This window comes from Thetidibacter halocola (genome assembly GCF_018224955.1).
In the GTDB taxonomy this organism is placed as follows: domain Bacteria; phylum Pseudomonadota; class Alphaproteobacteria; order Rhodobacterales; family Rhodobacteraceae; genus Thetidibacter; species Thetidibacter halocola.
In genome coordinates this window covers 136,448-161,507 of the sequence record NZ_JAGTUU010000001.1, presented here as the reverse complement: position 1 = coordinate 161,507, position 25,060 = coordinate 136,448, and the positions used below count along the sequence as shown (strand labels likewise).

19 protein-coding genes are annotated in these 25,060 nt (G+C 66.8%); 14 read left to right on the top strand and 5 right to left on the bottom strand.

Annotated elements, in window-relative coordinates:
* Window positions 1–199: 199 nt before the first annotated feature.
* The 3 genes from KB874_RS00765 to KB874_RS00755 all read left to right on the top strand — a co-directional run bounded on the left by KB874_RS00765 (window position 200) and on the right by KB874_RS00755 (window position 4,528).
* A complete protein-coding gene (locus tag KB874_RS00765) occupies window positions 200–982 on the top strand; it encodes an MBL fold metallo-hydrolase (protein WP_212534624.1) in 783 nt (260 codons plus the stop codon).
* The gene (locus KB874_RS00760; RefSeq protein ID WP_212534623.1) at window positions 979–2,130 is read left to right on the top strand and encodes an RsmB/NOP family class I SAM-dependent RNA methyltransferase; all 1,152 of its coding nucleotides are present in this window, start codon (window positions 979–981) and stop codon (window positions 2,128–2,130) included. The genes KB874_RS00765 and KB874_RS00760 overlap by 4 nt, the downstream gene beginning before the upstream one ends.
* Before the next feature lie 124 nt (window positions 2,131–2,254).
* The gene (locus KB874_RS00755) at window positions 2,255–4,528 is read left to right on the top strand and encodes an ATP-binding response regulator (protein ID WP_249200235.1); all 2,274 of its coding nucleotides are present in this window, start codon (window positions 2,255–2,257) and stop codon (window positions 4,526–4,528) included.
* 3 nt (window positions 4,529–4,531) lie between these two features.
* Here KB874_RS00755 and KB874_RS00750 read toward each other — a convergent pair whose 3' ends face one another.
* The gene (locus tag KB874_RS00750) at window positions 4,532–5,128 is read right to left on the bottom strand and encodes a gamma-glutamyl kinase (protein WP_212534622.1); all 597 of its coding nucleotides are present in this window, start codon (window positions 5,126–5,128) and stop codon (window positions 4,532–4,534) included.
* 176 nt (window positions 5,129–5,304) lie between these two features.
* On the opposite strand from KB874_RS00750, the gene recA reads away from it, so the two are divergent.
* The 3 genes from recA to KB874_RS00735 all read left to right on the top strand — a co-directional run bounded on the left by recA (window position 5,305) and on the right by KB874_RS00735 (window position 9,517).
* A complete protein-coding gene (recA, locus tag KB874_RS00745; RefSeq protein WP_212534621.1) occupies window positions 5,305–6,375 on the top strand; it encodes a recombinase RecA in 1,071 nt (356 codons plus the stop codon).
* Between the two features lie 173 nt (window positions 6,376–6,548).
* Window positions 6,549–9,224: an alanine--tRNA ligase gene (gene alaS, locus KB874_RS00740; protein WP_212534620.1), complete on the top strand. Its 2,676-nt coding sequence runs from the start codon at window positions 6,549–6,551 to the stop codon at window positions 9,222–9,224.
* Window positions 9,225–9,229: 5 nt separating this feature from the next.
* Window positions 9,230–9,517 carry a DUF1330 domain-containing protein gene (locus KB874_RS00735; protein ID WP_212534619.1) on the top strand — a complete coding sequence of 96 codons (288 nt, stop codon included), beginning with the start codon at window positions 9,230–9,232 and terminating at the stop codon, window positions 9,515–9,517.
* A gap of 34 nt (window positions 9,518–9,551) precedes the next feature.
* Here the strand turns inward: KB874_RS00735 and KB874_RS00730 are convergent, their stop codons facing one another.
* Together KB874_RS00730 and typA are read right to left on the bottom strand one after the other, a co-directional pair.
* Window positions 9,552–10,334 (bottom strand): DUF6639 family protein, encoded by a 783-nt coding sequence (locus KB874_RS00730; protein WP_212534618.1) that lies wholly within the window; start codon window positions 10,332–10,334, stop codon window positions 9,552–9,554.
* Window positions 10,335–10,342: 8 nt separating this feature from the next.
* Window positions 10,343–12,160 carry a translational GTPase TypA gene (gene typA, locus KB874_RS00725; protein WP_212534617.1) on the bottom strand — a complete coding sequence of 606 codons (1,818 nt, stop codon included), beginning with the start codon at window positions 12,158–12,160 and terminating at the stop codon, window positions 10,343–10,345.
* Between the two features lie 315 nt (window positions 12,161–12,475).
* Between typA and KB874_RS00720 the strand changes: the two genes are divergently transcribed.
* Window positions 12,476–13,060, top strand: a complete 585-nt coding sequence (locus KB874_RS00720) for an outer membrane protein (RefSeq protein WP_212534616.1) — start codon at window positions 12,476–12,478, stop codon at window positions 13,058–13,060.
* Window positions 13,061–13,118: 58 nt separating this feature from the next.
* Here the strand turns inward: KB874_RS00720 and KB874_RS00715 are convergent, their stop codons facing one another.
* Together KB874_RS00715 and KB874_RS00710 are read right to left on the bottom strand one after the other, a co-directional pair.
* Window positions 13,119–13,448, bottom strand: coding sequence for an SMR family transporter (locus tag KB874_RS00715; RefSeq protein ID WP_212534615.1), 330 nt, complete (start codon window positions 13,446–13,448; stop codon window positions 13,119–13,121).
* Window positions 13,449–13,526: 78 nt separating this feature from the next.
* The gene (locus KB874_RS00710) at window positions 13,527–15,065 is read right to left on the bottom strand and encodes a trimethylamine methyltransferase family protein (protein ID WP_212534614.1); all 1,539 of its coding nucleotides are present in this window, start codon (window positions 15,063–15,065) and stop codon (window positions 13,527–13,529) included.
* A 185-nt stretch (window positions 15,066–15,250) separates the two neighbouring features.
* Here KB874_RS00710 and KB874_RS00705 point away from each other — a divergent pair, with 185 nt between their 5' ends.
* The 7 genes from KB874_RS00705 to KB874_RS00675 all read left to right on the top strand — a co-directional run bounded on the left by KB874_RS00705 (window position 15,251) and on the right by KB874_RS00675 (window position 25,001).
* Window positions 15,251–15,823 (top strand): hypothetical protein, encoded by a 573-nt coding sequence (locus KB874_RS00705; protein WP_212534613.1) that lies wholly within the window; start codon window positions 15,251–15,253, stop codon window positions 15,821–15,823.
* 55 nt (window positions 15,824–15,878) lie between these two features.
* Window positions 15,879–17,603, top strand: coding sequence for a methyl-accepting chemotaxis protein (locus KB874_RS22770; RefSeq protein WP_249200234.1), 1,725 nt, complete (start codon window positions 15,879–15,881; stop codon window positions 17,601–17,603).
* A 188-nt stretch (window positions 17,604–17,791) separates the two neighbouring features.
* On the top strand, window positions 17,792–19,786 hold the full coding sequence (locus KB874_RS00695) for a CAP domain-containing protein (protein ID WP_212534612.1): 1,995 nt from the start codon (window positions 17,792–17,794) through the stop codon (window positions 19,784–19,786).
* A 119-nt stretch (window positions 19,787–19,905) separates the two neighbouring features.
* Window positions 19,906–20,883 carry an efflux RND transporter periplasmic adaptor subunit gene (locus KB874_RS00690; protein WP_212534611.1) on the top strand — a complete coding sequence of 326 codons (978 nt, stop codon included), beginning with the start codon at window positions 19,906–19,908 and terminating at the stop codon, window positions 20,881–20,883.
* Window positions 20,876–24,091 (top strand): efflux RND transporter permease subunit, encoded by a 3,216-nt coding sequence (locus tag KB874_RS00685; RefSeq protein ID WP_212534610.1) that lies wholly within the window; start codon window positions 20,876–20,878, stop codon window positions 24,089–24,091. The genes KB874_RS00690 and KB874_RS00685 overlap by 8 nt, the downstream gene beginning before the upstream one ends.
* Before the next feature lie 385 nt (window positions 24,092–24,476).
* Window positions 24,477–24,632, top strand: a complete 156-nt coding sequence (gene pufB / locus KB874_RS00680; protein WP_212534609.1) for a light-harvesting antenna LH1, beta subunit — start codon at window positions 24,477–24,479, stop codon at window positions 24,630–24,632.
* A 12-nt stretch (window positions 24,633–24,644) separates the two neighbouring features.
* Window positions 24,645–25,001 (top strand): light-harvesting protein, encoded by a 357-nt coding sequence (locus tag KB874_RS00675; RefSeq protein ID WP_212534608.1) that lies wholly within the window; start codon window positions 24,645–24,647, stop codon window positions 24,999–25,001.
* Window positions 25,002–25,060 lie beyond the last annotated feature (59 nt).

Sequence of the window (25,060 nt, the reverse complement as noted above, 5' to 3'; positions counted from 1 at the left end):
CCCGGGGCAAGATCCTTGACCCTGCGTGGCAGCGCCGGATACAGCCGGGGTGACTACCGCCCTGCCTCAGATGCCGTGAACCCGGCATCGACCGAGGCGAGCCGGGCGACAGGCTGAAGGAAACCAGGGGCCATCGGCAAGGGGATCCGCGCCAGATGCGCGGACCGCCCGCACGGGGCCGAGAACACGGGATCGTCTCATGCAGGCACAGCGGTTCATCGCCGAAGGGATCGAGGTCTGGTGCCTCGAGGACGGCACCAAGAGCTTTGACGCCGCGACCTTTCCGGCGCTCGACGACGCCACGCGGGCGGCGCGGCTTGCGGCGGCGGGGCTGCAGACGATGGACACGGCTTTCAACGTCTACCTGCTGCGCCACCCGGACGGGGCGGTGGACCTGGTCGATGCAGGCTGTGGAACGCTGTTCGGCGCGGGCGCAGGGCATCTTCCCGCGCGGATGGCCGATCTGGGTGTCGCGGCGGAGCATGTGCGCACCCTAATCTTCACCCACCTGCATGGCGATCATTGTGGCGGTGCGGTGCTGGACGGCAAGCCCGCCTTTCCGAACGCGCAGGTCCTTGTCCATCCCGCCGATATCGCGCATTTCGGCGCGGGCGAAGGGCCCGCTTCCGTCATGTTGAACGCCTATGCCGGGCGCATCACCCCGATGACCGATGGCCACATCCTGCCGGGTGGCCTGCGCGTCTGGCACCTGCCCGGGCACACGCCGGGCCATTGCGGCCTGCACATCGGAGACGGGTTCGCCCTCGTGGCCGACATCCTGCACAGCTTTGCCGTGCAACTTCCGGACCCCGGTCTGGGCCCGAGGTTCGACGTCGATGCGGCACAGGCCGCCCAAAGCCGCCGCGCCGCGCTGGACTGGCTGGCGGACACCGGCGCGGTCTGGTCCGGCAGCCATGGCATCGGTGCGCGGTTCCTTCGGGCACAGCGCGACGGCCGGGGCTTTCGGACGGTGCCCGCATGACCCCCGGCGCCCGCATCCAGGCCGCCATCGAGATCCTCGACCGCATTGCCGCCGGAGACGCCGCCGAGCGCGCGCTGACCAACTGGGCGCGCGCCTCGCGCTTTGCCGGGTCCAAGGATCGCGCCGCAGTACGGGACCACGTGTTCGATGTGCTGCGGCGCTGGCGCAGCACCGCCGCGCAGGGCGGCGCCGAGACCGGGCGGGGACGCATGCTCGGCCTGTTGCGGCAGCAGGAAACCGACCCCGACACGCTGTTCACAGGCGAGGGCCATGCGCCCGCGCCGCTGTCGGTCGAGGAACGGGCAGGCGGGATCGAGCCGCAGGGCGCCAGCGCGCTGGACCTGCCCGACTGGCTGTTCGACCGCCTTGCCGCCTCGCTCGACGATCCACGGGCCGTGGCCGAGGCGCTGCGCCACCGCGCGCCAGTCTTCCTGCGCGTCAACCTGCTGCGCGGCGGCCGCGATGCGGCCCGCGCCGCGCTGGCCGCCGAAGGGATCGAGACCCAGGTCTCGGCGCTGTCCGGTACCGCGCTGCGGGTCGTCGAGGGCGCGCGCCGCCTGTCCGGCAGCCGTGCCTATGCCGAGGGCCTGGTCGAATTGCAGGACGCCGCCAGCCAGGCGGTGGTCGATGCCCTTCCATTGGGGCCGGGGATGCGTGTGCTCGACTATTGCGCCGGCGGCGGCGGCAAGGCCCTGGCCATGGCCGCACGGACGCTTGCCCCGGTCGAGGCCCACGATGCCGATCCCCGTCGCATGGCCGACCTGCCGCAGCGCGCCCTTCGTGCCGAAGCCGACATTCGCATCGTCGCATCGCCAGCGTCTGGATACGACCTGGTGCTTTGCGATGTTCCCTGTTCCGGCAGCGGGGCGTGGCGCCGCGCGCCCGAGGCCAAGTGGCGCCTGACGCCCGTGGACCTCACGCGGCTTATGGCGGTTCAGGCGGAGATTCTCGACACCTGCGCGGCCCTTGTCGCACCGGGTGGCGCGCTGGCCTATGCGACCTGTTCCGTCCTGCGAGACGAGAACGGGGCGCAGGTCGACGGGTTTCTGGACCGCGTGACGGGTTGGTCGGTGGACAACGACCGGCAGTTCCTGCCCTCCGACGAGGGCGATGGCCTATATGTGGCGGTTCTGCGCCGGGAAACGTAAACGAGCACAACTAATGGTTGCGGCGCCGATTTCGGTTAACCATTGTTTAAGGACTGTGCGCACCATAATCGCGAAGGATTCGGATCGCGGTCAGGGGATATCGTTGCAACGGACCATCGCAAGCATGCCTTCGGGCGAGCGTCGGGCAGGCGGGCGTGGGGCCGCTTTCCTGTTCGTGCTCGCCATGGCAGCGACGCTGTTGGCGCTGCTCCTGCCCGATCCGGGGCTGCGCATTGCGGCGCTGTCCAGTGCCGGGGCGCTTGGCGCGATGGGCCTGGGCTGGGCGGTGATCGCCATTGTGCAGGCCAGCCGTCGCCGAGGTCTGCGCGCGCTGGCCGTGGCGATCATGGAAAACGACCCTGGCTATTGCTTCTTCGCCGATGAGTCCGGCCGGTTGCTGCACGTCAACCGCGCTGCGCAGGATCGTTTTGCCCCCGGGTCCAGCCAGACCCTCTCGGAGCTTCTGCGCGCAATCTTCGCAAATGCCGAGGGGGTGGTGTTCCGCCTGCAGCAGAAAAGCCTCGCCGGCGAACCGGTTTTCGAGGACATCACCAGCCATGCCGAGGGGTTCCGCGTGCATGTTCGCCGCTTGCCCCATGGCCTGCTGCTCTGGCGGCTGGAGCCCGAGGCGATCCGCCGTGGCGCGACGCGACGCAGTGATCACCCGACGCTGACCACCGGGCGCAATGGCGCGATCCTCTATATGAACGCCGATGCCCGCGCGCTTCTTGGCGGGCGGGTGCGCAACCTGTCCGAGGTGATCACGGACATGCCGCTGCGCCCCGGTGGCGTGCATCTGCTGGCGGCGGATGGCGGTGCGCCGCGTCGCGTGCTTGTCCATGCCTCCGACATCGGTGCGGGCCGGCAGGAGATCGTGTTGTCGCGGATCGAGGCTGACGGGCCGGACAATGGCGCCGAGGGCGGGTTCGACACGCTTCCGGTCCCGCTGGTCAAGGTTTCCTCCGATGGCACGGTGTTGCGCGCCAATCCTCAGGCCCGCCGCCTGCTGGACCTGGCCGAGGACAAGGACGCCAACCTGGCCGACTACATGGAGGGGCTTGGCCGCGCGCTGCACAGCTGGCTCGAGGACGCGGCCGAGGGCCGCGGCCAGCACAAGTCCGAATTCCTGCGCCTGACCCGGCCCGACCGCGAGGTGTTTGTCCAGGTCACGTTGAACCGCATCGTCGAGGATGGCACGCCGGCGCTGATCGCGGTGCTGAACGATGCGACCGAGCTCAAGACGCTCGAGGCGCAATTCGTGCAAAGCCAGAAGATGCAGGCGATCGGCCAGCTGGCCGGCGGTGTAGCGCATGACTTCAACAACCTTCTGACCGCGATTTCAGGGCATTGCGACCTGTTGTTGCTGCGCCACGACCAGGGCGATCCGGACTATGGCGATCTGGTGCAGATCAACCAGAACGCCAATCGCGCCGCCGCGTTGGTCGGCCAACTTCTGGCCTTCTCCCGCAAGCAGACGATGCGGCCCGAGATCCTCGACCTGCGTGACACGCTGTCGGACCTGACCCATCTGCTGAACCGGCTGGTGGGCGAAAAGGTGCGCCTGACCCTGCGCCACGACCCGATCCTGCCTCCCGTGCGGGGCGACCGGCGGCAGCTGGAACAGGTGATGATGAACCTTGTTGTGAACGCCCGTGACGCCATGCCCGAAGGCGGCGAGATCGTGATCGAGACAGAGCGGCGGGTTCTGCGCGAGCGTCTCGCGCGCGATCGCGCCGTGGTGCCGCCGGGCACCTATGTCTGCGTCCGCGTCAGCGACGAGGGCATCGGCATCCCGCCCGACAAGCTGCAAAAGGTGTTCGAGCCGTTCTTCACCACCAAGAACACCGGCGAGGGCACCGGCCTTGGCCTGTCCACCGTCTACGGCATCGTCAAGCAATCCGGCGGCTATGTCTTTGTCGACAGCGTGCTGGGGCAGGGCACCTGTTTCACCTTGTTCTTCCCGGCGCATGAAAAGCAGGCCTCGGCGGAGGTCGCGGTGCGCCAGGAACAGGCGCGCAAGCTGCCCGAGAAAGGGTCCGGCGTTGTCCTGCTGGTCGAGGACGAGGCGCCGGTGCGCGCCTTTGCCGCCCGCGCGCTACGCCTGCGCGGCTATACGGTGATCGAGGCCGAGACCGCCGAAGAGGCGCTGGCGATGCTCGACGATGACGGGATGGCGGTCGATGTCTTCGTGACCGACGTGGTGATGCCCGGCATGGATGGCCCCACCTGGGTGCGCAAGGCGCGGCTGACCCGGCCCGACGTGCGCGTGGTCTTCGTCTCGGGTTATGCCGAGGACGCCTTTGGCGAGGGGCGCGAGGCGATCCCGAACTCGGTCTTCCTGCCGAAGCCGTTTTCGCTGTCGGAACTCACGGAAACCGTGCACAGCCAGCTGAACTGACCGTCACGCCCCGGCGCGCAGCCACAGCTCGAACTCCGCTGCGCGGGTCTTGTGCAGAAGCGCCTCCGTTTCCGGTGTCAGCGCCAGGTCGCGGCGGGGCGAAACGTTCTCGCGCGGCAGGTCGATCCGGGTGCACAGCCGCTCCTCGAGAAAACCCAGCAGGCGGGCCTGATCCTCGTATTGGAACAGGTGGGTCACGGCGACACCGTTGGGCCGCGCCTCGACGAATTTCGACTGGTCGCCCACGTCCGCGAAGGCTGGCCGCCGCTCGCCTGCCCAGGCGCGGCAGAAATCGTCAAAGCTGATATCGCGGGTCGAGACGGCCTTGCCATCCAGGAAGGACCGCTGGCGATAGCGATACCACGAACCCAGCCAGGACACGGGCTCTCTGATCACGGCGAGGATGTCCATGTCATCCGCGCCCATCTTCTCCATCATGGGGCGGAAGAAGCGGTTGTAACGATAGACCGGTGCGTGTTTCAGCTCGGGCGGGTCCGCGACCGTGATCGCCGCCAGTGGGCCCAGCGCCGCCTGGTAGGCCGTGGTGCCGGTCTTGGGCACGGCGAGGAAGACAAGCCTCGCCTTCCAGAAAATCATCATCGCCCAGCCTCCACCCGCATCTTCGTCAACCTTTGTTTAACCAAGCTGCGCCACTCTGGGAAAGAACAGATTTGACTTGAAATGTTCTCTTTTTGATCTCATACAGGGCGAAGAACAAGAAGCGAACAAAACCGCAATGGACGCGCCCGGCGGCGTGTGGAATAAGGGCTGGAAACATGGCAACGGCAGATCTTCTGAGCATGGACAACAAGCGCAACGCAGACAAGCAGAAGGCGCTCGACAGCGCCTTGGCCCAGATCGAACGGCAGTTCGGCAAGGGCTCGATCATGAAGCTGGGTGGCGAGCACACCATGAAGGACATCGAGGCGACCTCGACCGGCTCCTTGGGTCTCGACATCGCGCTGGGGATCGGCGGCCTGCCCAAGGGCCGCATCATTGAGATCTACGGCCCCGAATCTTCCGGCAAGACCACGCTGACGCTGCATTGCATCGCCGAGGAACAGAAGAAGGGTGGTGTCTGCGCCTTTGTCGACGCCGAACACGCGCTGGACCCGCAATACGCCAAGAAGCTGGGTATCGACCTGAGCGAGCTGCTGATCTCGCAGCCCGACACCGGCGAACAGGCGCTGGAGATCACCGACACGCTGGTGCGCTCGGGTGCGGTCAGCATGGTGGTGGTCGATTCGGTCGCCGCGCTGACCCCGAAATCGGAACTCGAAGGCGATATGGGCGACAGCAACGTGGGCGTCCAGGCCCGCCTGATGAGCCAGGCCATGCGCAAGCTGACCGGCTCGATCAGCCGTTCGAACTGCATGGTGATCTTCATCAACCAGATCCGGATGAAGATCGGGGTGATGTTCGGCAGCCCGGAAACCACGACGGGTGGCAACGCGCTGAAGTTCTACAGCTCGGTGCGTCTCGACATCCGCCGCATCGGCTCGATCAAGGACCGCGACGAGGTGGTGGGCAACGCCACGCGCGTCAAGGTGGTCAAGAACAAGGTCGCCCCGCCGTTCAAGCAGGTCGAATTCGACATCATGTATGGCGAGGGTATTTCCAAGACCGGCGAATTGCTGGATCTTGGCGTCAAGGCGGGCGTGGTCGAGAAATCCGGCGCCTGGTATTCCTATGGCGACGAGCGGATCGGCCAGGGCCGCGAGAATGCCAAGACCTATCTCAAGGAAAACACCCAGATCGCGATGGAGATCGAGGACAAGATCCGTGCCGCGCATGGGCTCGACTTCCACATGGGTGACGATGATGGCGAAGAGGTGATGGAGGGCTGATGCCCCCCGAAAGCCGCTGACGGGGACAGCAGCCCCCCACGGTCGCCGACGGGCGGCCGAGAATACCCGGGGACGGGGCGTCGGACGCGGCGCCCCGTTCTCGTTCCCGCTTATGGACACCGCGTCAACCCGGCGATACATGATGCGCCGAACACGATCATGAGGCCCCCGCCATGCCCAGCCTGAACGACATCCGGTCGACCTTTCTCGATTACTTCGCCAAGCAGGGGCACGAGGTCGTCGCCTCCAGCCCGCTGGTGCCGCGCAACGACCCCACGCTGATGTTCACGAACTCGGGCATGGTGCAGTTCAAGAACCTGTTCACCGGGGTCGAGACGCGCGACTACAAGCGCGCCACTACCTCGCAGAAATGCGTGCGCGCCGGCGGCAAGCACAATGACCTCGACAACGTGGGCTACACCGCCCGGCATCACACGTTCTTCGAGATGCTGGGGAATTTCAGCTTTGGCGACTACTTCAAGACCGAGGCGATCCCGTTTGCCTACGAGTTGATCACCAAGGGTTTCGACATCCCCAGCGACCGGCTTTACACCACGGTCTACCACACCGATGACGAGGCCTTCGAGATCTGGAAGAAGGTCGGCATCCCCGAAAGCCGGATCATCCGCATCGCGACGTCGGACAATTTCTGGCAGATGGGCCCGACCGGTCCCTGCGGCCCCTGCACCGAGATCTTCTACGATCACGGCGACCACATTTGGGGCGGCCCGCCGGGCAGCCCCGAAGAGGACGGCGACCGGTTCATCGAGATCTGGAACGTCGTCTTCATGCAGAACGAGCAGTTCGAGGACGGCTCGATGCGCGCGCTCGACATGCAGTCGATCGACACCGGCATGGGGCTGGAGCGGATCGGCGCGCTGTTGCAGGGCAAGCACGACAATTACGACACCGACGTGATGCGCGCCCTGATCGAGGCCAGCGCCGATGCGACCGGCGCCGATCCGGACGGCCCGGGCAAGATGCATCACCGGGTGATCGCCGATCACCTGCGCTCGACTTCGTTCCTGATCGCGGATGGCGTGATGCCCTCGAATGACGGGCGCGGCTATGTCCTGCGCCGGATCATGCGCCGTGCCATGCGGCACGCCCACATGCTGGGCGCCAAGGACCCGGTCATGCATCGCCTTGTTCCCGCGCTGGTGCGCCAGATGAGTGGGCACTACGGCGAACTGTCCCGCGCCCAGTCGCTGATCGAAGAGACGCTGCGGCTGGAAGAGACGCGCTTCAAGCAGACGCTGGAGCGTGGCCTGCGCCTGCTGGATGACGAGCTTTCGGCGCTGCCCGAGGATGCGACCTTGCCGGGCGAGACGGCGTTCAAGCTGTATGACACCTACGGCTTCCCGCTGGACCTGACGCAGGACGCGCTGCGCGAGAAGAGCCGGACGGTCGACACCAAGGGCTTCGACGCCGCCATGGCCGAGCAGAAGGCCAAGGCCCGCGCCGCCTGGTCCGGTTCCGGCGAGGCGGCGGACCTCGCCATCTGGTTCGACATCGCCGAACGCGCGGGCGCGACGGAATTCCTCGGCTATGACACCGAGGCCGCCGAGGGCCAGGTCGTCGCGCTGATCCGCGATGGTGCGGAAACCGATGCCCTGAAAGAAGGCGAAAGCGGCTGGATCGTGGTGAACCAGACGCCGTTCTATGCCGAATCTGGCGGCCAGGTCGGCGATACCGGTTGGCTTCGCCGGATCGAGGACGAGGACGACCAGGCCCAGGTCACCGATACGCACAAGATGGCCAATGGCCGTATCTTCGCCCACCAGGTGACGGTGCAACGTGGGACATTCACCAAGGGCGACGCGCTGGCGCTCGAGGTCGATCATGGCCGCCGCGGGGCGATCCGTGCGAACCATTCTGCGACACACCTGCTGCATGAGGCCCTGCGCCGCGCGCTTGGCGATCACGTCGCCCAGCGCGGCTCGCTGAACGCGCCGGACCGGCTGCGCTTTGACTTCAGCCACGCCAAGGCGCTGACACATGCGGAAATCGCCCAGGTTGAGGCCGAGGTGAACGCCTTCATCCGGCAGAACGCGCCAGTCTCCACCCGCATCATGACGCCGGACGACGCGCGCGCGATCGGGGCGCAGGCCCTGTTCGGCGAGAAATACGGCGACGAGGTGCGTGTCGTGTCGATGGGCCGGCTGACCGGATCGGGCAAGGGGAGCGATGGCCAGACCTATTCGCTGGAACTCTGCGGCGGCACGCATGTGGCGCAGACCGGCGATATCGGCACATTCGCGCTGCTGGCTGAATCCGCGTCCAGCGCCGGGGTCCGCCGGATCGAGGCGCTGACCGGGCAGGCGGCGATGGCTGAACTGCGCGGCCGCGACAAGACGCTGTCTGCGATCGAGAGCCTGCTGAAAGCTGGCGGAGAGAACGCGGTAGAGCGTGTCCGCGCCCTGCTCGACGATCGGAAGAAGCTGGAAAACGAGGTTGCGCAACTGCGCCGCGAACTGGCGATGAGCGGCGGCGCGGGACAAGGCGGCAGCGCCGCTGCGCGCGACGTCGGGGGCGTGCAATTTATGGCGCAGGCGCTGAGCGGCGTCTCTGGCAAGGACCTGCCCGCGCTGATCGACGAGCACAAGGCGCGCATCGGCTCGGGTGTCGTGCTGCTGATCGCCGATGCCGGCGGCAAGGCCGCCGTGGCGGCAGGCGTGACAGAGGATCTGACGGCGCGCATCTCGGCGGTCGACATCGTCAAGGCGGCGGTCGCCGAACTGGGCGGCAAGGGCGGCGGCGGTCGCCCGGACATGGCGCAGGGCGGCGGCAGCGACCCGACCCGCGCCGATGCCGCGATCAAGGCCGCCGAAGCCATCATCGAAGGATAACACCCATGCCCGCACTCTGGATCGCTCATGTCACCGTCACCGACCCCGAGGCCTACGGCAAATATGCCGAACTTGCGGGCCCGGCCATCGCGGCGCATGGCGGCACCTTCATCGCCCGCGGCGCGCGCTTCGTGCAGCTCGAGGGCAAGGAACGCCCGCGCAATGTGGTGGCGCGCTTCCCCTCGCTCGAGGCGGCGGTGGAGTGCTACAAGTCCGACGCCTACCAGGCCGCGCTAAACCACGCCCGCGGCGCATCCGAGCGCGAGTTGATGGTGGTCGAAATCGCCGAGTAAAGCGTCGCCGGGGCGCGGGGCCCTTGCGTGACAGTCAATTGTCGTCTTGGTCGAACGACAAGTCGCCCGCCGCGATCCGGCGCAAATGGGCGCAGGGATCCGGGCGGCTGCTCAGGTGAGCCCACGCGTGCAGAATGAATTTCTCGGGCGCCATCAGCAGGATGAATTCGTTCAGATAGGCGCCGTGATCGACGCCTTTGCCTTGCAGCATCGTCGAAAGCCGGTCGCGGTCGGCATCCGGCAATGACAGGATTTGCAGCATGTAGGCGAAATACTCCTCCGTCACGAGGCAATTGCGGTCCGGACAGGGCGTCTTTTCCAGAACCGCATGCGCGACCTCGTGCATCAGGATGCTCGCCTGGAAATCCCGTGGCGGGATTTCGGCGAAGATGGCGAAATCCGCTTGCCGCTCCGTCATCGGTTCCGGTGCCAGCACTTCGATCAAGCCCACGCCGCAGTGGAAAAGCCCGACGCAATCCGTTTCGAACGCCTCTACGACGCGAACCCGGACCGGATCGGGCTTTGGCAAGCCGCAATCAGCCAGAACGGTCAATGCGCTGTCGGATTGTTCGCAGATTTGTCGCCGCAGCCCGGCATCCCCGGCCTCGACCGTGAACAGCCGGTTGTCGCAAAGCTGAGGTTCCGCCGATAGCGATCCAGCGGCGAGTATGGCGAAGAGGGGGATCAGGCGCATGCCGGCCAGAGTGACCCGGCGCGCGGCCGGGCGCAACCTGACGGGATGTCGCCGGCCCCCCGCTTCATCTTGCCCGGAAACCGCTGGGAGAGTCGCGAAAGCAAACGGGGGCAGGGCGCCCATCCGCCATCTTAGAGAGATTTCGACATCCGCTTGCGCTCATGCGGGTCCAGGTAGCGCTTGCGCAGCCGGATCGCGTTCGGCGTCACCTCGACCAGTTCATCGTCGTTGATATAGGCGATGGCCTGTTCCAGCGTCATGCGGCTGACGGGCGTCAGGCGCACCGCCTCGTCGGTGCCAGAGGCGCGCACGTTGGTCAGCTTCTTGCCCTTGAGCGGGTTCACCTCGAGATCGTTGTCGCGCGAATGCTCGCCGATGATCATGCCGGTATAGACCTGCTCCTGCGGCTCGACGAACATGCGTCCGCGCTCTTCGAGGTTCCACAGCGCATAGGCCACCGCTTCGCCGTTCTCCATCGAGATCAGCACGCCCGCGCGCCGCCCCGGGATCGGACCCTTGTGCGGCGCCCAGCCGTGGAACACGCGGTTCAGCACGCCGGTGCCGCGCGTGTCGGTCAGGAACTCGCCGTGATAGCCGATCAGACCGCGTGACGGCACATGCGCGATGATCCGCGTCTTGCCGACACCCGAGGGTCGCATCTCGACCAGTTCACCCTTGCGCGCGCCGGTCACCTTCTCGATCACCGCGCCGGAATAGTCGTCGTCGACGTCGATCGTGACCTCTTCGATCGGCTCCATCATGCCTTCGTCGGTCTCCTTCAGGATGACCTGCGGCCGCGAGATCGACAGTTCGAACCCTTCGCGGCGCATGTTCTCGATCAGCACGCCCATCTGGAGTTCGCCGCGCCCCGATACCTCGAAGGCCTCGCCGCCGGGCGTGTCCTTGATCTTGATCGCGACGTTGGATTCCGCCTCCTTGTAGAGGCGGTCCCGGATCACCCGCGACTGCACCTTCTTGCCGTCACGGCCAGCCAGCGGGCTGTCGTTGATGCCGAAGGTCACGGTGATGGTCGGCGGGTCGATCGGCTGCGCCTTTAGCGGTTTGTCCACCGCCAGCGCGCAGATCGTATCTGCCACGGTCGCCTTGGACATGCCGGCCAGGCTGACGATGTCGCCGGCCTGAGCCTCTTCGATGTCCCGCATCTGGAGACCGCGAAAGGCCTGGATCTTGGTCACGCGGAACTGCTCTATCTTCTGGCCGATGCGCGACAGCGCCTGCACCGTCGCGCCGACCTTCAGCTTGCCGGATTCCACCCGTCCGGTCAGGAGCCGCCCGACAAAGGGATCGGCGCCCAGCGTTGTCGCCAGCATCCGGAAATCCTCGTTCTGGTGCTTGATCTGCTTGGGCGCGGGAACGTGGTTCACGATCAGCTTGAACAGCGGGTCGAGATTCTTGCGCGACCCGTCCAACTCGGTATCGGCCCAGCCGGCACGGCCCGAGGCGTAGAGATGCGGGAAATCCAGCTGGTCCTCGTCGGCGTCGAGATTGGCGAACAGGTCAAAGCACTCGTCCAGCGCGCGGTCGGGCTCGGCGTCGGGCTTGTCGACCTTGTTCAGCACCACGATCGGGCGCAGGCCAAGCGCCAGCGCTTTGGAGGTCACGAACTTGGTCTGCGGCATCGGCCCTTCCGCGGCGTCGACCAGCAGAACCACACCGTCCACCATGCTCAGGATGCGCTCGACCTCGCCGCCGAAATCGGCGTGGCCGGGCGTGTCGACTATGTTGATCCGCGTGCCCTTCCACTCCACCGAGGTGCACTTGGCGAGGATGGTGATGCCGCGTTCGCGCTCGAGGTCGTTCGAGTCCATTGCCCGCTCGGCCACGGCCTGGTTGGCGCGGAATGCGCCGGATTGTTTCAGCAGTTCGTCCACCAGCGTCGTCTTGCCGTGGTCAACGTGAGCGATGATCGCGACGTTGCGCAAATCCATGGGATCGTTCCTTTGATCGGAGTTGGCGCGGACCTAGCCGGGACCGGCTGAAAAGACCAGCGCAAATGTGGCGGGCGACCGGCTGTTGCAAGCCGGCGACGCTTCACGAGCGTGCGAGCGGTTGCGGGAACCGGCGGGTTTCGGCCGGTTGGGATAGCAAGGCCCGGCAGGCTTTGGCCGGTGACGCCGGGGCAGGGGCCGGGCGGGAAACAGCGGGTGGCTCAACCGGTTGAACGGCTGCAACGGGTCGCCACATGTATCCCGTGACCGCGCAACCCGAGGGGGGCGCGGAGACAGTCAATAAAGGAGACAGTCATGAAATCGAGCATTCTTGCCCTAGCGGCCGCAACCGCAATGGCCGCAGCCCCCGCAATGGCCGGCAGCATCGACGCCGCACCGGTCGATCCGGTTCCGATGGCGCCGGTGGCCCCGGTCGCCGCACCTCTGGGTGGCGACTGGACCGGCGGTTACGCGGGCCTGAGCCTCGGCCGACTCGACACCCAGGCCGCGGGCACGTCCGAGACGGGCGGCGTCTACGGCCTTCATGCAGGCTATGACTACGACTTTGGCGCCTTCGTCCTGGGCGGCGAGGCCGAGGTCCAGGCCGGCAACGACTATGACATCGGTGGCGTCGACGTGGACAACGTCGCGCGTATCAAGCTGCGCGCGGGCTATGACGCTGGCCGCACGCTGATCTACGGCACCGCCGGTGCGGCGCGCATCGATACGTCGCTGGGCACGGCCAACGGCCCGGTCGGCGGTGTTGGTGTCGAGTACCGCCTGACAGACCGGTTCTCGATCGGCAGCGAGGCCTTGATGCACCGGTTTGACGACATCGGCGGTTCGGGCATCGACGCGGAGGCGCAGAGCTATTCGCTGCGTGGAACCCTGCGCTTCTGACGCGCGATCCCTCCTGCAAGGCACGGACCCCCGGCGCTTTCCGCCGGGGGTTTTCCCTTCAGGGATGGGTTGCCGAGGAGAACAGGTTGATCACCAGGATTCCACCCAGGATCATGCCCATGCCGAGGATTGCGGGCCAGTCCAGCCGCTGGCCAAAGACGGTCCAGCCGATCAGCGCGATCAGCATGATGCCAAGGCCGGACCAGATCGCATAGGCGATGCCAACCGGGAAGTGATTGAGCGCCATCGACAGAAGGTAGAAGGCGGCGCCATAGGCGAGGACGACGACGACGCTCGGTCCGGGGCGGGTGAACTGCTGGCTGGCCTGAAGGGCAGTCGTGCCGATGGTCTCGGCCAGGACCGCGAGGGCAAGGATCATGTAGGGCATGGTGGAGGCTTTCGTTGAGGCCGGGACACTACCCGTTCCGGTGAGTCCCGGGAAGCCCCCTCGATGCGCGCCCTTGGGTCAGGCCGGCAGGTGAATGCGGAAGCGCGCCCGGATAGCCTTGTCAGTGGCGGGGTCCAGCCTTGCGCGGGGCGTGGTGGCCAGGATCGCCATCTTGCGCGCCGTGGTTTGCGCCAGCAGGTCGGGCTTGCCGCGTTCCTCCCATTCCTTCGGCGATGACCGGTCGCCGAGCGCGGGATAGACATAGTCCCGCTGCATCCGCGCCAGCGTCTGACTGGACCCGAGGTAATGGCCCACGCCGCCGATGCACGCGTCGCGGATGGCGTCCAGCGCCAGCGTGTCGTCGTCCACCTCGATGCCGCGCACGCAGCGCAGCGCCTGTCCGATCAGGTCGTCGCCCAGGATCAGGCTTTCATGGCAGAAGCCCAGCAGTGAGGCGTGCATCCCCGCCGCCTCGTAGACCATGTTCAGCCCCGCAAGCCCCGCCATGACGTTCGAGCACATCTGCTCCCACCCGGCCTGCATGTCGGGACGTTTGCTGTCGGCGATGCCCGCGGCGGCACCGCCCGGCAGCCCGTAGAAGGCATGCATCTGCGCGCAGCCCGCCGTCAGCAGCGCCTGCTCGCCCGAACCGCCGGACATCGCGCCGGTGCGCAGGTCGCTGACAAAGGGCCAGGTGCCGAAGATCACCGGATGCCCCGGCGCGAGCGCGTCGACATAGCACAGGCCCGCGAGGCATTCCGCCACCGCCTGCACGATGGCGCCGGCGATGGTGACGGGTGCGGTCGCGCCAGCCTGGCCCGCGCTGAGCAGCAGCACCGGCATTCCGCCGCGGATGCAGGCCTCCATCACCTTGCAGCTTTCGGTGGCGAATTTCATCGGCGGCACGACGAAACAGTTTGAGTTCGAGACGAAGGGCCGGTCGCGCCACGCTGCCTCGGACCCGGCGATCATGTGCAGCAGTTCCAGCGCATCATCGACGAAATCCGGGTCGGTAAAGGATGTGCCCACGTGTTTCAGCGTGCCGGTGCAGCAGGCATAGATCGTGTTGAGGTCCATTTCCAGGTTGTCGGGAATGTCGCGGCAGACCATCGGGCGCTGCACGAAATGGATGTTGTCCAGAACATCGGCGATGCGGGCCGCGTCATGCAGGTCGGCGACCGTGCTTTCGCGATAGCGATCGGTCTCGACGTCGACCATGTGCACCGCGGCGCCGGCCGTGCCGAAATGCACGCGGGTTCCCGACAGGTCGAGGTCGTTCTCGGGGCTGCGGCCGAACAGCACCAGGTCGCGCCGCGTCCGCGCCAGCGCGTCCTCGACCATCGCGGGCGGAAACCGCAACCGCCGGTCCGTGCCCAGGATCGCACCCGCCGCCGTCATCGCCGCGATGCCGCTTTCGGGCGCGTCGGCCAGGCCGATCTCGAACAATGCGCGCAGGGCGGCCTCGTGGATGCGTTGCACGTCCGCGTCGCTGAGGGGGCGATACTGTCCACCCCGCAAGCCGGGCCTGATCGGGCGCATCGCGGGTTCCGCCACGGAGGCGCGCGCACTCAGGCGCGCGGCACGGCCGCCCGAGCGGCGCAGGGTCGTTTCGGTCATGGCGGCCTCCCATCTGCTTGTCGTGCAAGTGTCGGACAGCGGGTGGCGTGCGGTCTTGCCCGAAAGCGACACCGGATTCGCTTTCTGGAAACTGTTTCGAATGCGAGCGAAACGGGTGTTCTTAACCACCTGTAAGCAGACCGGTGCCTAGGCTGCGGGCAGTTCTGAAACAATCGGAGTCTGCAATGCCCCGTCTTCTTCTTGCCGCCGCCGCCGTCGCACTGATGGCCCCCGCCGCCCATGCCGTCGACGTGAAATCCTCGATGCAGTCCTATCTCGACGCGCAGATCATGCCCTGGGCACAGGATCCTGTCCTGATCCAGGCGATCCAGGCGCAGAATGTCAAACACACCGGTCTGGATGCCGCCGCCATCGAGGCGCTGGACCAGGCCTGGCGGGCCGAGGTCGGCACCGCCGCGACACCGCACGTCGATTCCGTTCTGGCTAACGCCGCGGCCGATTTCCTGCGCACGCAGGTCGCCGCGACCGGCGGTGCCATCACCGAGGTCTTCGTGATGGACAATCTGGGCCTGAACGTTGCCGCCTCCGACGTGACCTCCGACTACTGGCAGGGGGATGAGGCGAAGTTCCAGGAAACCTTCGGCAAGGGCGTCGGCGCCGTCCATATCAGCGAGGTGGAATTCGACGAATCCAGCCAGAGCTACCAGGCGCAGATCTCGTTCACCATCGTCGATCCCGCCACCGGCGCAGCGATCGGCGCGATGACCGTCGGCGTGGACGCCGAAGCGCTGATGTAAGCGCGTCCCGGCCCGCAGGATCGATCGCGACCAGGAGGAGAGAAACGTGAAAGCGATGCATTGGATCGGAACCGTCAGGCATTCCGTCTTTGTCCGGACAGCCGCCGTCATGGTGCTGGCCACGGTACTCGTCGCCGGGGTTCTCGCGTTCGAGGCGGGCCGGCTTGTCGTCAGCCTTGCCAGCCAGCGGGTCGTCGATGCCGCGGACCGCACCGTCACGCTGAAGGCTGAGGAACTCGTCAAGCCGATCCGGTTCAAGGCGCTGCCGCAGATCGAGGGCGTCGTGGATACGGCGATGAAATCCGCTGGCAGTTCGGGCCTTGCCGCCGTGGTGCTGGATGCAGAGGGCACGGTTCTGTCCTCGGCCGCGGCCGAGGGTGCCCAAGGCATGCTCGGCGCGTTGACCGAACTCGCCCGTTCGGGCCTGTCGCAGGCTGGCAACACGGTGGCCGATGGCGGTCTCAGCCTTGCGGTGCCGGTTCTGGCCGCGCCCGAGGGGCCTGCAGTCGGCATCGTCGCCATGGCCTGGAGCGACGACACCGCGGTCGAGATGGCCCTGGCCGAGCATCGGCAGGTCATCATCGAGGCAATCGCCGTGCTCGGGATCGTGTCGCTGGCGGTGCTTTGGTTGCTGCGCCGTCAACTGGGGCGGCCGCTTGCGACCCTGCGCGCCTCTGTCGATGCCGTTGCGCGGGGCGACTATGATCAGCCCGTTCCGATGCAGGACCGCCGGGACGAGATCGGAGGTATCGCAGCCGATCTCGCGCAGCTGGTCGAAGGACTGAAGAAGGCGCGCAGTCTTGAAGCGGCGCAGGCCGCCGCGCACCAGGATCAGGCCCAGGTGGTCGAACGCCTGGCGCAGGGGCTCGACGCGCTGTCGCATGGATTGCTGTCGCGCCGCATCACCGACATCTTCCCGCCCGAGTATGAAACCCTGCGGGACAATTTCAATCGCGCCCTGACAAGCGTCGGCGACGCCATTCGCGCCGTGGGCGAGACCGCCTCCTCGATCCGTAGCGGCTCGGACGAGATCGCGGCGGCCTCGGACGATCTGTCGCGCCGGACCGAAACCCAGGCCGCGACGCTGGAACAGACCGCCGCGGCCCTGGACGAACTGTCGTCGAGCGTGCGGGTGACCGCCACCAATGCCGATGACGCCGATCGCGCCGTCCAGACCGCCCGAGAAAAGGCCGCGCGCAACGACGAGGTCATGCGCCAGGCGATGAGCGCGATGAGCGCGATCGAGACGTCCTCGGGCCAGATCGGAGAGATCATCTCGGTGATCGACGACATCGCCTTCCAGACCAACCTCCTGGCGCTGAACGCCGGTGTCGAGGCCGCCCGCGCCGGCGAGTCAGGCAAGGGCTTTGCCGTGGTCGCCTCCGAGGTCCGCGCGCTGGCCCAGCGCAGTTCCGACGCGGCCCGCCAGATCAAGGACCTGATCTCAGGCTCGTCCGAGCAGGTCAAGAGCGGGGTCGACCTTGTCCAACGCGCGGGTGCGGCGCTCGAGGATGTGGTGCGCGAGGTCGCCGACATCTCGCAGCTGGTTTCCGGCATCGCCAAGGCGGCAAACGAACAGGCGCAAGGCCTGTCGCAGATCAATGCCGGCGTCGCCAGCCTGGACCAGGTGACGCAGCAGAATGCCGCGATGGTCGAAGAGGCGACCGCCGCAGCCCATATGCTGCGTCAGCAGGCCGAGGGGCTGTCCGGTCAGGTCGAGCGGTTTGAACTCTCTTCCGGGACGGAGGCCGCGCCATCCGCGATGACCCGGGCGGCGTGATCTCCTCCGGTCCTGCCGAGGGCAACGGCGCCGCAACCGAAAGCGGATCGCATTTGAGCGAAATCACGCGCAGATGATACCCGGTTGCGGTTGTTTCTTCCTTTTTTCGCCGGTTCAATGCCACGAGATCGGCCGAATTCCATGCTCATTGCAGGGACGCAGACGCACGCAGAACGGAGTCCAGACCCATGCCCAGCCCGACGAATTTCGAGCAAGAGATGCTGGAACTTCTGAACCGTGCAAGGCTTGACCCCGCAGGTGAGTTTGACTTCCTGGTAACAGATGAGGCCAGCGTCACCGGCGCGACCCGGGACATCACCACGGCCCTGCGCTATTTCGGTGTCGATCTCGACTCCTTTCGCGCGCAACTCGACAGCTATGCAGCCGTGGCCCCACTGGCCTGGAACGATCGCCTGGCCGACGCGGCTGCTGGCCACACCGCGGCGATGATTGACGCAGATCTGCAAAGCCACCAGGTTCCGGGCGAAGCGTCCCTTGGCAACCGGGTGACGGCCGCCGGCTATACCTGGAGCGCCCTCGGCGAGAACGTCTATGCCTTTTCCCAGTCGCCGCTGCATGCCCATGCTGGGTTCTATGTCGACTGGGGTTATGATTCGACCGACTTTTCCAACAACACGCTGCGCACGAACTGGGCCAGCCTCGGTGACGGCATGCAGGATCCCGCCGGCCACCGCAACTCGATGCTCAGCGCAACCTATACCGAAATCGGCATGTCCGTCATCGCCGAAACCGACGCGCGCACGTCGGTCGGCCCCTGGGTAGTGACACAGAACTTCGGCACGACCTGGAGCTACAAGGCGCAGGTCGTCGGCGTGGTCTTTGCCGATGCCAATGGCGACGGGCAGTATACGTCGGGCGAAGGGCAGGGCGGCGTCAGTCTTGCGACCGAGGTCGGAACGATCGATGGCTGGTCGTCCGGTGGCTACCAGTTCCGCCCGACACAGGAAACCGGCCCGACCACCTTTACCGCAACGCTGCCCGGCCTGGCCGGTGGCGTTCAGGTGACACTCGACATGGCCGGCGAGAATGCCAAGCTGGATTTCGTCCGGCTGTCAGACGGCTGGATCCTGCGCAGCTCCACCAGCCTGACCTTCGGCACGCCGGAGGGCGGCTCGGCAACGATGCCGATCACCCGGGCCGTCCTGTTGGGATCCGGCGATGGCGACCTGACCGCAGGGCTGGGAATGGACGCGACCCTCACCGGCAATGACGGCGCCAACCGCCTGACCGGGCGCGGCAACGGCGCCGATACGCTGACCGGCCTTGGCGGCAGCGACACGCTGACCGGGGGCGACGGCGACGACCTGCTGCTGGGCGGCGACGACGACGATATCCTGCTCGGCAATGGCGGCAACGATACGATCCTGGGCGGCCACGGCAACGACGTCTTCTATGGCCAGAACGGGGCCGACAGCATCTCTGGCGGCGACGGTGACGACGGGATTTTCGGCGGTGCCGGGTCTGACACCGTGCAGGCTGGCGATGGCGCGGACACCGTCACTGCCGGCAACGGCCGCGACCTTGTCTACATGGGCATTGGTGATGACCTGTTCGTCGACAATGCCCAGGGCGGCGTGAACGGCCGGGATACCGTGTACGGCAATGTCGGCAACGACACGATCGGCGGCGGCGCGGGCGACGACGTCTTCTTTGGTGAGCACGGCAAGGACCTGATCCTGGGGCGCCTGGGCAACGACCGGCTGTTCGGCGGCGACCAGAACGACACGCTGAACGCCGGTGCCGGCAATGATACGGTTGCCGGGGGCAACGGCCGCGACCGTGCCTTCCTGGGGGACGGTGACGACCAGTGGTTCGACAACGACCAGACCCGGTTCGGCGACGACTTCGTGGTGGGCGGCTCCGGCAATGACACGATCCGCATGGGCGGCGGCAACGATACTGCAGCGGGTGGCACCGGGGCGGATGTGTTCATCTTCGCCGATGCGATCGACGCCGACCGGATCACCGATTACCAGGTCGGTATCGACGCGCTCCAGATCGACACGACACTGTGGGGCGGCGCATTGAGCCAGGCGCGGCTCGATGCATTGTCCAACCTGTCCTCGGGCAGCCTCGTGCTGGACTTCGGGGATGGTCACAGCCTCACCTTCGAGGGGCTGACCAGCACGACCGGGTTGCTGGACGACATCATCCTCGTCTGAGGTCGACGGGACAGCGCCCTGTCCGCAAGACCTGTTCCGTTTGTTGATCTTCATCAACGCAGGCGCCGCCGGGTTGGCCGATAAGGCGTGGACACACGCGAAACACCCCGGAGGACACCATGCGCATCGGCACGCCACATTTCCTGTTCCTGCTGGCCTGGTTGATCGCCGCCGGGCAGGGTATCCTGGCGGAAACCGTCACCGTGACCGCCGCTCCGATCGTCGAATGGAAGGCGGTCTTTGGCCAGGTCGAGGCGCGGGACCGGGTGCCCGCGCGGGCGCGGATCGGCGGCACGGTTGTCGCGCTTGACGTGACCGAGGGTGACAGCGTCACCGCCGGTCAACGCGTCGCGCTAGTGGTGGACGACAAGCTGCAATTCCGCATCAACGCGCTCGATGCCCAGTTGTCCTCCCTGAACGCCCAGCGCGAGACCGCGACGGCAGACCTGGAACGCGGCCGCACCTTGATCGAGCGCGGGGTCATCACGACGCAGCGGCTGGACCAGCTCCAGACCGCGGTGGACGTGATCGAGGGGCAGATCAGCAGCCTGGGCGCCGAGCGCCTGGTGGTCGAACAGCAGATCGCCGAGGGCGCGATCCTGTCGCCGGGCGACGGCATCGTGATCTCGGTCCCGATCTCGCGCGGCTCGGTGGTCAATCCCGGCGAGGCTGCGGCCGTGGTCGCGGGGGGCGGCGTCTTTCTGCGCCTGTCGATCCCCGAACGCCATGCCGGCGACCTGGCCGAGGGCAACGCGATCGAGATCGGTGACGGCGGCAGCGGCACGCTGGTCAAGCTCTACCCGCAGATCGAGGGCGGCCGCGTGCAGGCGGATGTCGAGGTCGCGGGGCTTGATGGGCGTTTCGTCGGGCGTCGCGTGCCTGTGCGCCTGCCCGTGGGCAGCCGCGATGCGATCCTCGTGCCGGAGGCGGCGCTGACCCGGCATGGCGGACTCGACCTCGTGACGGTCGAGACCGAGGCGGGCCCTCGCACCCGTGCCGTTGTACCTGGCGGCAGCGTCACCCGCGACGGCGCCATCTGGCTGGAGATCCTGACCGGGCTTGAACCCGGCGAGACCGTGGTGATCGGCCATGAGTGAAGGCAATCCCGCAACAGCGCTGGGTCTGGCTGGCCGCCTGACCCGCGCCTTCATCGCCTCGCCGCTGACCCCCCTGTTGCTGCTGGCCTCGCTGGCCGTGGGCATGATCGCCCTGGTCAGCCTGCCCCGCGAGGAAGAGCCGCAGATTTCCGTCCCGCTGGTTGACATCCACGTGCAGGCCGACGGGCTGCGGGCCGAGGACGCGGTCAAGCTGATCACCGAACCGCTGGAAACCGTCGTCAAGGCCATCGACGAGGTCGAGCATGTCTATTCCGACACGCGCGACGACCGGGTGATGGTCACGGCCCGGTTCAAGGTTGGCATTCCCGCCGACACCGCCATCCTGCGGGTCCGCGACAAGCTGATGGCCAATCTCGACCGCATCCCGGTCGGCATCCCCGAACCGCTGGTGGTGGGGCGGGGCATCAATGACGTGGCCATCGTTTCGCTGACCTTTTCCCCGGTTGCGGGCGAGGACGGGATCGGAGCGGCGGCACTCACGCGCATCGTGCGCGAGGTGCAGGTGGAACTCGCCAGGATCGACGATGTCGGCCTCACCTACCTGGTGGGCGAGACGGACGAGGCCTTGCGCGTCGCCCCTGACCCGGAAAAGCTGGCGCTGTATGGCGTCACGCTGCAACAACTGGCCGGCAAGGTGCAGGGCGCCAACAGCGCGGCGCCAGCGGGCCTGTTGCGGGACGGCGGTGAGCAGGTGGGACTGGTGATCGGTAAGACGCTGGCCACCCCCGAGGAGATCGCCAACCTGGAACTGACCACGCGGGACGGACGCACCGTCTATGTCCGCGACGTGGCGACCGTGGGCCTGGCCGACGATCTCGAGGAACACCGCGTTTCCAGCTTTCACCGCGACGAGGCGGGAACGGTGCATCGCCGCCCGGCCGTGACGCTGGCCGTGGCCAAGCGCGCCGGGGCCAATGCGGTGCTGGTGGCCGAGGAGATCCTGCACCGGGTCGAGGCGATGCAGGGCGGGCTGATCCCCGACAGCGTGTCGGTCGAAATCACCCGTGACTATGGCGAAACCGCCGACGAGAAGGCCAATGAACTGCTGTTCCACCTTGGCCTCGCCACCGTGTCGATCGTGGCGCTGGTGCTGGTCGCCATCGGCTGGCGCGAGGCGGTCGTGGTGGCGCTGGTCATCCCGGTCACCATCCTGCTGACGCTGTTTGCCGCCTGGATCATGGGTTATACGCTGAACCGCGTTTCGCTCTTCGCGCTGATCTTTTCCATCGGAATCCTGGTCGACGACGCCATCGTGGTGATCGAGAACATCGCGCGGCACTGGGCCGGCCGGATCGGCGGGCGCGGCCCGCAGGATGCCGCCGTGGCCGCCGTGGCCGAGGTCGGCAACCCCACTATCGTCGCCACGCTGACAGTCGTCGTGGCGCTGCTGCCGATGCTTTTCGTTTCCGGGCTGATGGGCCCCTACATGAGCCCGATCCCCGCCAATGCCTCGGCGGCAATGATCTTTTCCTTTTTCGTCGCCGTGATGATCACGCCCTGGCTGATGCTGCGCATCGCGGGCCGGGCGCATGCCGCCCATGCTCATGGAGATCATGCGCAGGGCGGCTGGCTGGGACGGCTCTTTGCCGCTGTGGCGCGGCCGCTTCTGGCGAACAAGGCGGTGTCGGGCCTGTTCCTGATCGTCGCCTTCGTGCTGTCCTTTGGCTCGCTCGGGGCGCTTTATACCAAGGACGTCACGGTCAAACTGCTGCCCTTCGACAACAAGTCGGAACTGGCCATCGTGATCGACATGCCCGAGGGCGCCTCGGTCGAGGCGACGGACGCCGTGGCGAGCGCCGCCGCGCATGTCGCGCTGGACCTGCCCGAGGTGCACTCGGCGCAGACCCACGCGGGCACGGCCGCGGCCTTCAATTTCAACGGTCTCGTCCGGCATTATTTCCTCCGGCAGTCGCCGGAACTGGGCGAGGTGCAGCTGAACCTCGCCGGCAAGGAGGAACGCGAGCGCAGCAGCCACGAGATCGCGCTGGACCTGCGCGAGCGGCTGCGCGCGCTGGACCTGCCCGAGGGCGCGGTCATCAAGGTGGTGGAACCGCCGCCCGGACCGCCCGTCATCGCGACGCTGCTGGCCGAGATCTACGGACCCGACGCCGAGACCCGGCATGCGGTCGCGGCGAGGGTGCGCGAGGCGTTCGAGGGCGTGCCCTTTGTCGTCGACGTGGACGACAGCCTGGGACAGCAGCCGCGCCGCCTGCGCGCCGAGCTTTCACCCAGCGACCTCGATTTCTACCGCGTGCAGGAGGCGGACGTGCTCCAGACGTTGCGCCTGCTGAACGGCACGACCACGGTGGGCTATTCTCATCGCGGCGATGGGCGCCGGCCCATCCCCATCGTCATCGCCCGTGACAAGGGCGACCGCCGGATGGACGAGCGCGCGCTGTCGATCCCGGTGCCGGCGAACGCGATTCCCGGCGAGCGCGGCGTGGTCGAGCTTGGCGACGTGATCCGGGTCAGCGAGGAGCGCGCCTCGTGGCCGGTCTTTCGCCACAACGGCTATGACGTTGTGATGGTGACGGGCGAACTCGCGGGCGATTTCGAGGCGCCGCTTTACGGTATGCTCGCCGTGGCCGAGGCGCTGGACGCCATGACCTGGACCGAGGCCGTGCCCAAGCCCGAGATCCGCCTGAACGGCCAGCCCGCCGAAACCGATCGACCGGTGCTGCTCTGGGATGGCGAATGGGAGGTCACCTGGGTCACGTTCCGCGACATGGGTGCGGCCTTTGGCGTGGCGCTGCTGGGCATCTACATCCTGGTGGTTGCGCAGTTCGGATCGTTCCGCCTGCCGCTGGTGGTGCTGACGCCGGTGCCGTTGACCTTTCTCGGGATCATGGTGGGACACTGGCTGTTTGCCGCGCCGTTCTCGGCTACGTCGATGATCGGCTTCATCGCGCTTGCGGGCATCATCGTGCGCAACTCGATCCTGCTGGTGGATTTCATCCGCCACGCGCGGCCCGACGGCGCGGTGACGATCGACGTGCTGATCGAGGCGGGTGCCACGCGCTTCAAGCCCATCGTTCTGACCGCGCTGGCGGCGATGATCGGCGCCGTGGTGATCCTGGCGGACCCGATCTTTCAAGGGCTCGCCATTTCGCTGCTGTTCGGCCTGATCTCGTCCACCGTGCTCACGGTTCTGGTGATCCCGGCGATCTACCGGGTGTTCAAGACCTGAGCGACGACCGGGCGCGGCGTTATCGGCCGCGCCCGGTCCTGGCCGCGTTGATTCGTCGCAATCTGCATTCCGTTCACCCTGTTTCGCCGCGTGTCGCGCCGCAGCGGGCGGCTTTCCCGTTTCATGCGGGCTCTGGCCAGGATGGGTCGGAATGCCCTAACCGATTGGCGTTTCGAAACTTTGCGGGGTTTGCCCAAAAGGGTGCAAAGCGGAGTCTGAATGTAAGCTATAGATTACAGTTGTCATGTCAAATTAATCTGACAGTATCGAGGTACGGTCCGTGCCAGACCTGCCGGAACCGTTGATTTGCAGGGTTGCTCCGACCCTCGGTTTCGGACGCGGCCGCTGTGCTTCGCTTGAAACGCTGCATGAGAGGAGATTTCACATGACCGATGATCCAGACAAGGTTTGGCCGACCGGCCTGACCCTTCAGGAGGCCGAGGAGGTGCACAGCTATCTGATCGATGGCACGCGCGTCTTTGGGGCGATCGCGCTGGTCGCGCATTTCCTCGTCGCGGTCTCGACACCGTGGCTTGGATAACGGGAGGCTGACATGAACAACGCCAAGATGTGGCTCGTCGTTTCGCCCTCTGTCGGTGTCCCGATCTTCCTCGGGGCCGTCGCGGTGGGATCCTTTGCCGTGCATGTCGCGGTCCTCAGCAAGGTGTCGTGGTATAACGATTATCTCAGCGGCCAGCCGCTGGGCGCCGGCGACACCCAAGAGGCTGCCGCGCGGATGCTGCCGGATACGGACAGCGCCAAGGCAGCCTACACGATGCCGATGCCCGACGGTGGCCAACAGGTTCTGGTCGTCATGCCGGACGGCACCACGGCGACGGCGGTGCTGCAACCGCCCGGCGCGTTGCTGGCCTCGGCGTCAGCGCCTGCGGGCAAGCTCGTCCAGAACTGAGCGGCGCGGCGGCCGGTGCGCCGGCTGCCGTCCCTCGCACTCGCAGACCCGCGGGCGAC

Coding starts and splice junctions, on each gene's coding strand:
- KB874_RS00765 (WP_212534624.1), top strand. CDS start 200: ATGCAGGCACAGCGGTTCATCGCCGAAGGGATCGAGGTCTGGTGCCTC.
- KB874_RS00760 (WP_212534623.1), top strand. CDS start 979: ATGACCCCCGGCGCCCGCATCCAGGCCGCCATCGAGATCCTCGACCGC.
- KB874_RS00755 (WP_249200235.1), top strand. CDS start 2,255: ATGCCTTCGGGCGAGCGTCGGGCAGGCGGGCGTGGGGCCGCTTTCCTG.
- KB874_RS00750 (WP_212534622.1), bottom strand. CDS start 5,128: ATGATGATTTTCTGGAAGGCGAGGCTTGTCTTCCTCGCCGTGCCCAAG.
- recA (WP_212534621.1), top strand. CDS start 5,305: ATGGCAACGGCAGATCTTCTGAGCATGGACAACAAGCGCAACGCAGAC.
- alaS (WP_212534620.1), top strand. CDS start 6,549: ATGCCCAGCCTGAACGACATCCGGTCGACCTTTCTCGATTACTTCGCC.
- KB874_RS00735 (WP_212534619.1), top strand. CDS start 9,230: ATGCCCGCACTCTGGATCGCTCATGTCACCGTCACCGACCCCGAGGCC.
- KB874_RS00730 (WP_212534618.1), bottom strand. CDS start 10,334: ATGGGCGCCCTGCCCCCGTTTGCTTTCGCGACTCTCCCAGCGGTTTCC.
- typA (WP_212534617.1), bottom strand. CDS start 12,160: ATGGATTTGCGCAACGTCGCGATCATCGCTCACGTTGACCACGGCAAG.
- KB874_RS00720 (WP_212534616.1), top strand. CDS start 12,476: ATGAAATCGAGCATTCTTGCCCTAGCGGCCGCAACCGCAATGGCCGCA.
- KB874_RS00715 (WP_212534615.1), bottom strand. CDS start 13,448: ATGCCCTACATGATCCTTGCCCTCGCGGTCCTGGCCGAGACCATCGGC.
- KB874_RS00710 (WP_212534614.1), bottom strand. CDS start 15,065: ATGACCGAAACGACCCTGCGCCGCTCGGGCGGCCGTGCCGCGCGCCTG.
- KB874_RS00705 (WP_212534613.1), top strand. CDS start 15,251: ATGCCCCGTCTTCTTCTTGCCGCCGCCGCCGTCGCACTGATGGCCCCC.
- KB874_RS22770 (WP_249200234.1), top strand. CDS start 15,879: ATGCATTGGATCGGAACCGTCAGGCATTCCGTCTTTGTCCGGACAGCC.
- KB874_RS00695 (WP_212534612.1), top strand. CDS start 17,792: ATGCCCAGCCCGACGAATTTCGAGCAAGAGATGCTGGAACTTCTGAAC.
- KB874_RS00690 (WP_212534611.1), top strand. CDS start 19,906: ATGCGCATCGGCACGCCACATTTCCTGTTCCTGCTGGCCTGGTTGATC.
- KB874_RS00685 (WP_212534610.1), top strand. CDS start 20,876: ATGAGTGAAGGCAATCCCGCAACAGCGCTGGGTCTGGCTGGCCGCCTG.
- pufB (WP_212534609.1), top strand. CDS start 24,477: ATGACCGATGATCCAGACAAGGTTTGGCCGACCGGCCTGACCCTTCAG.
- KB874_RS00675 (WP_212534608.1), top strand. CDS start 24,645: ATGAACAACGCCAAGATGTGGCTCGTCGTTTCGCCCTCTGTCGGTGTC.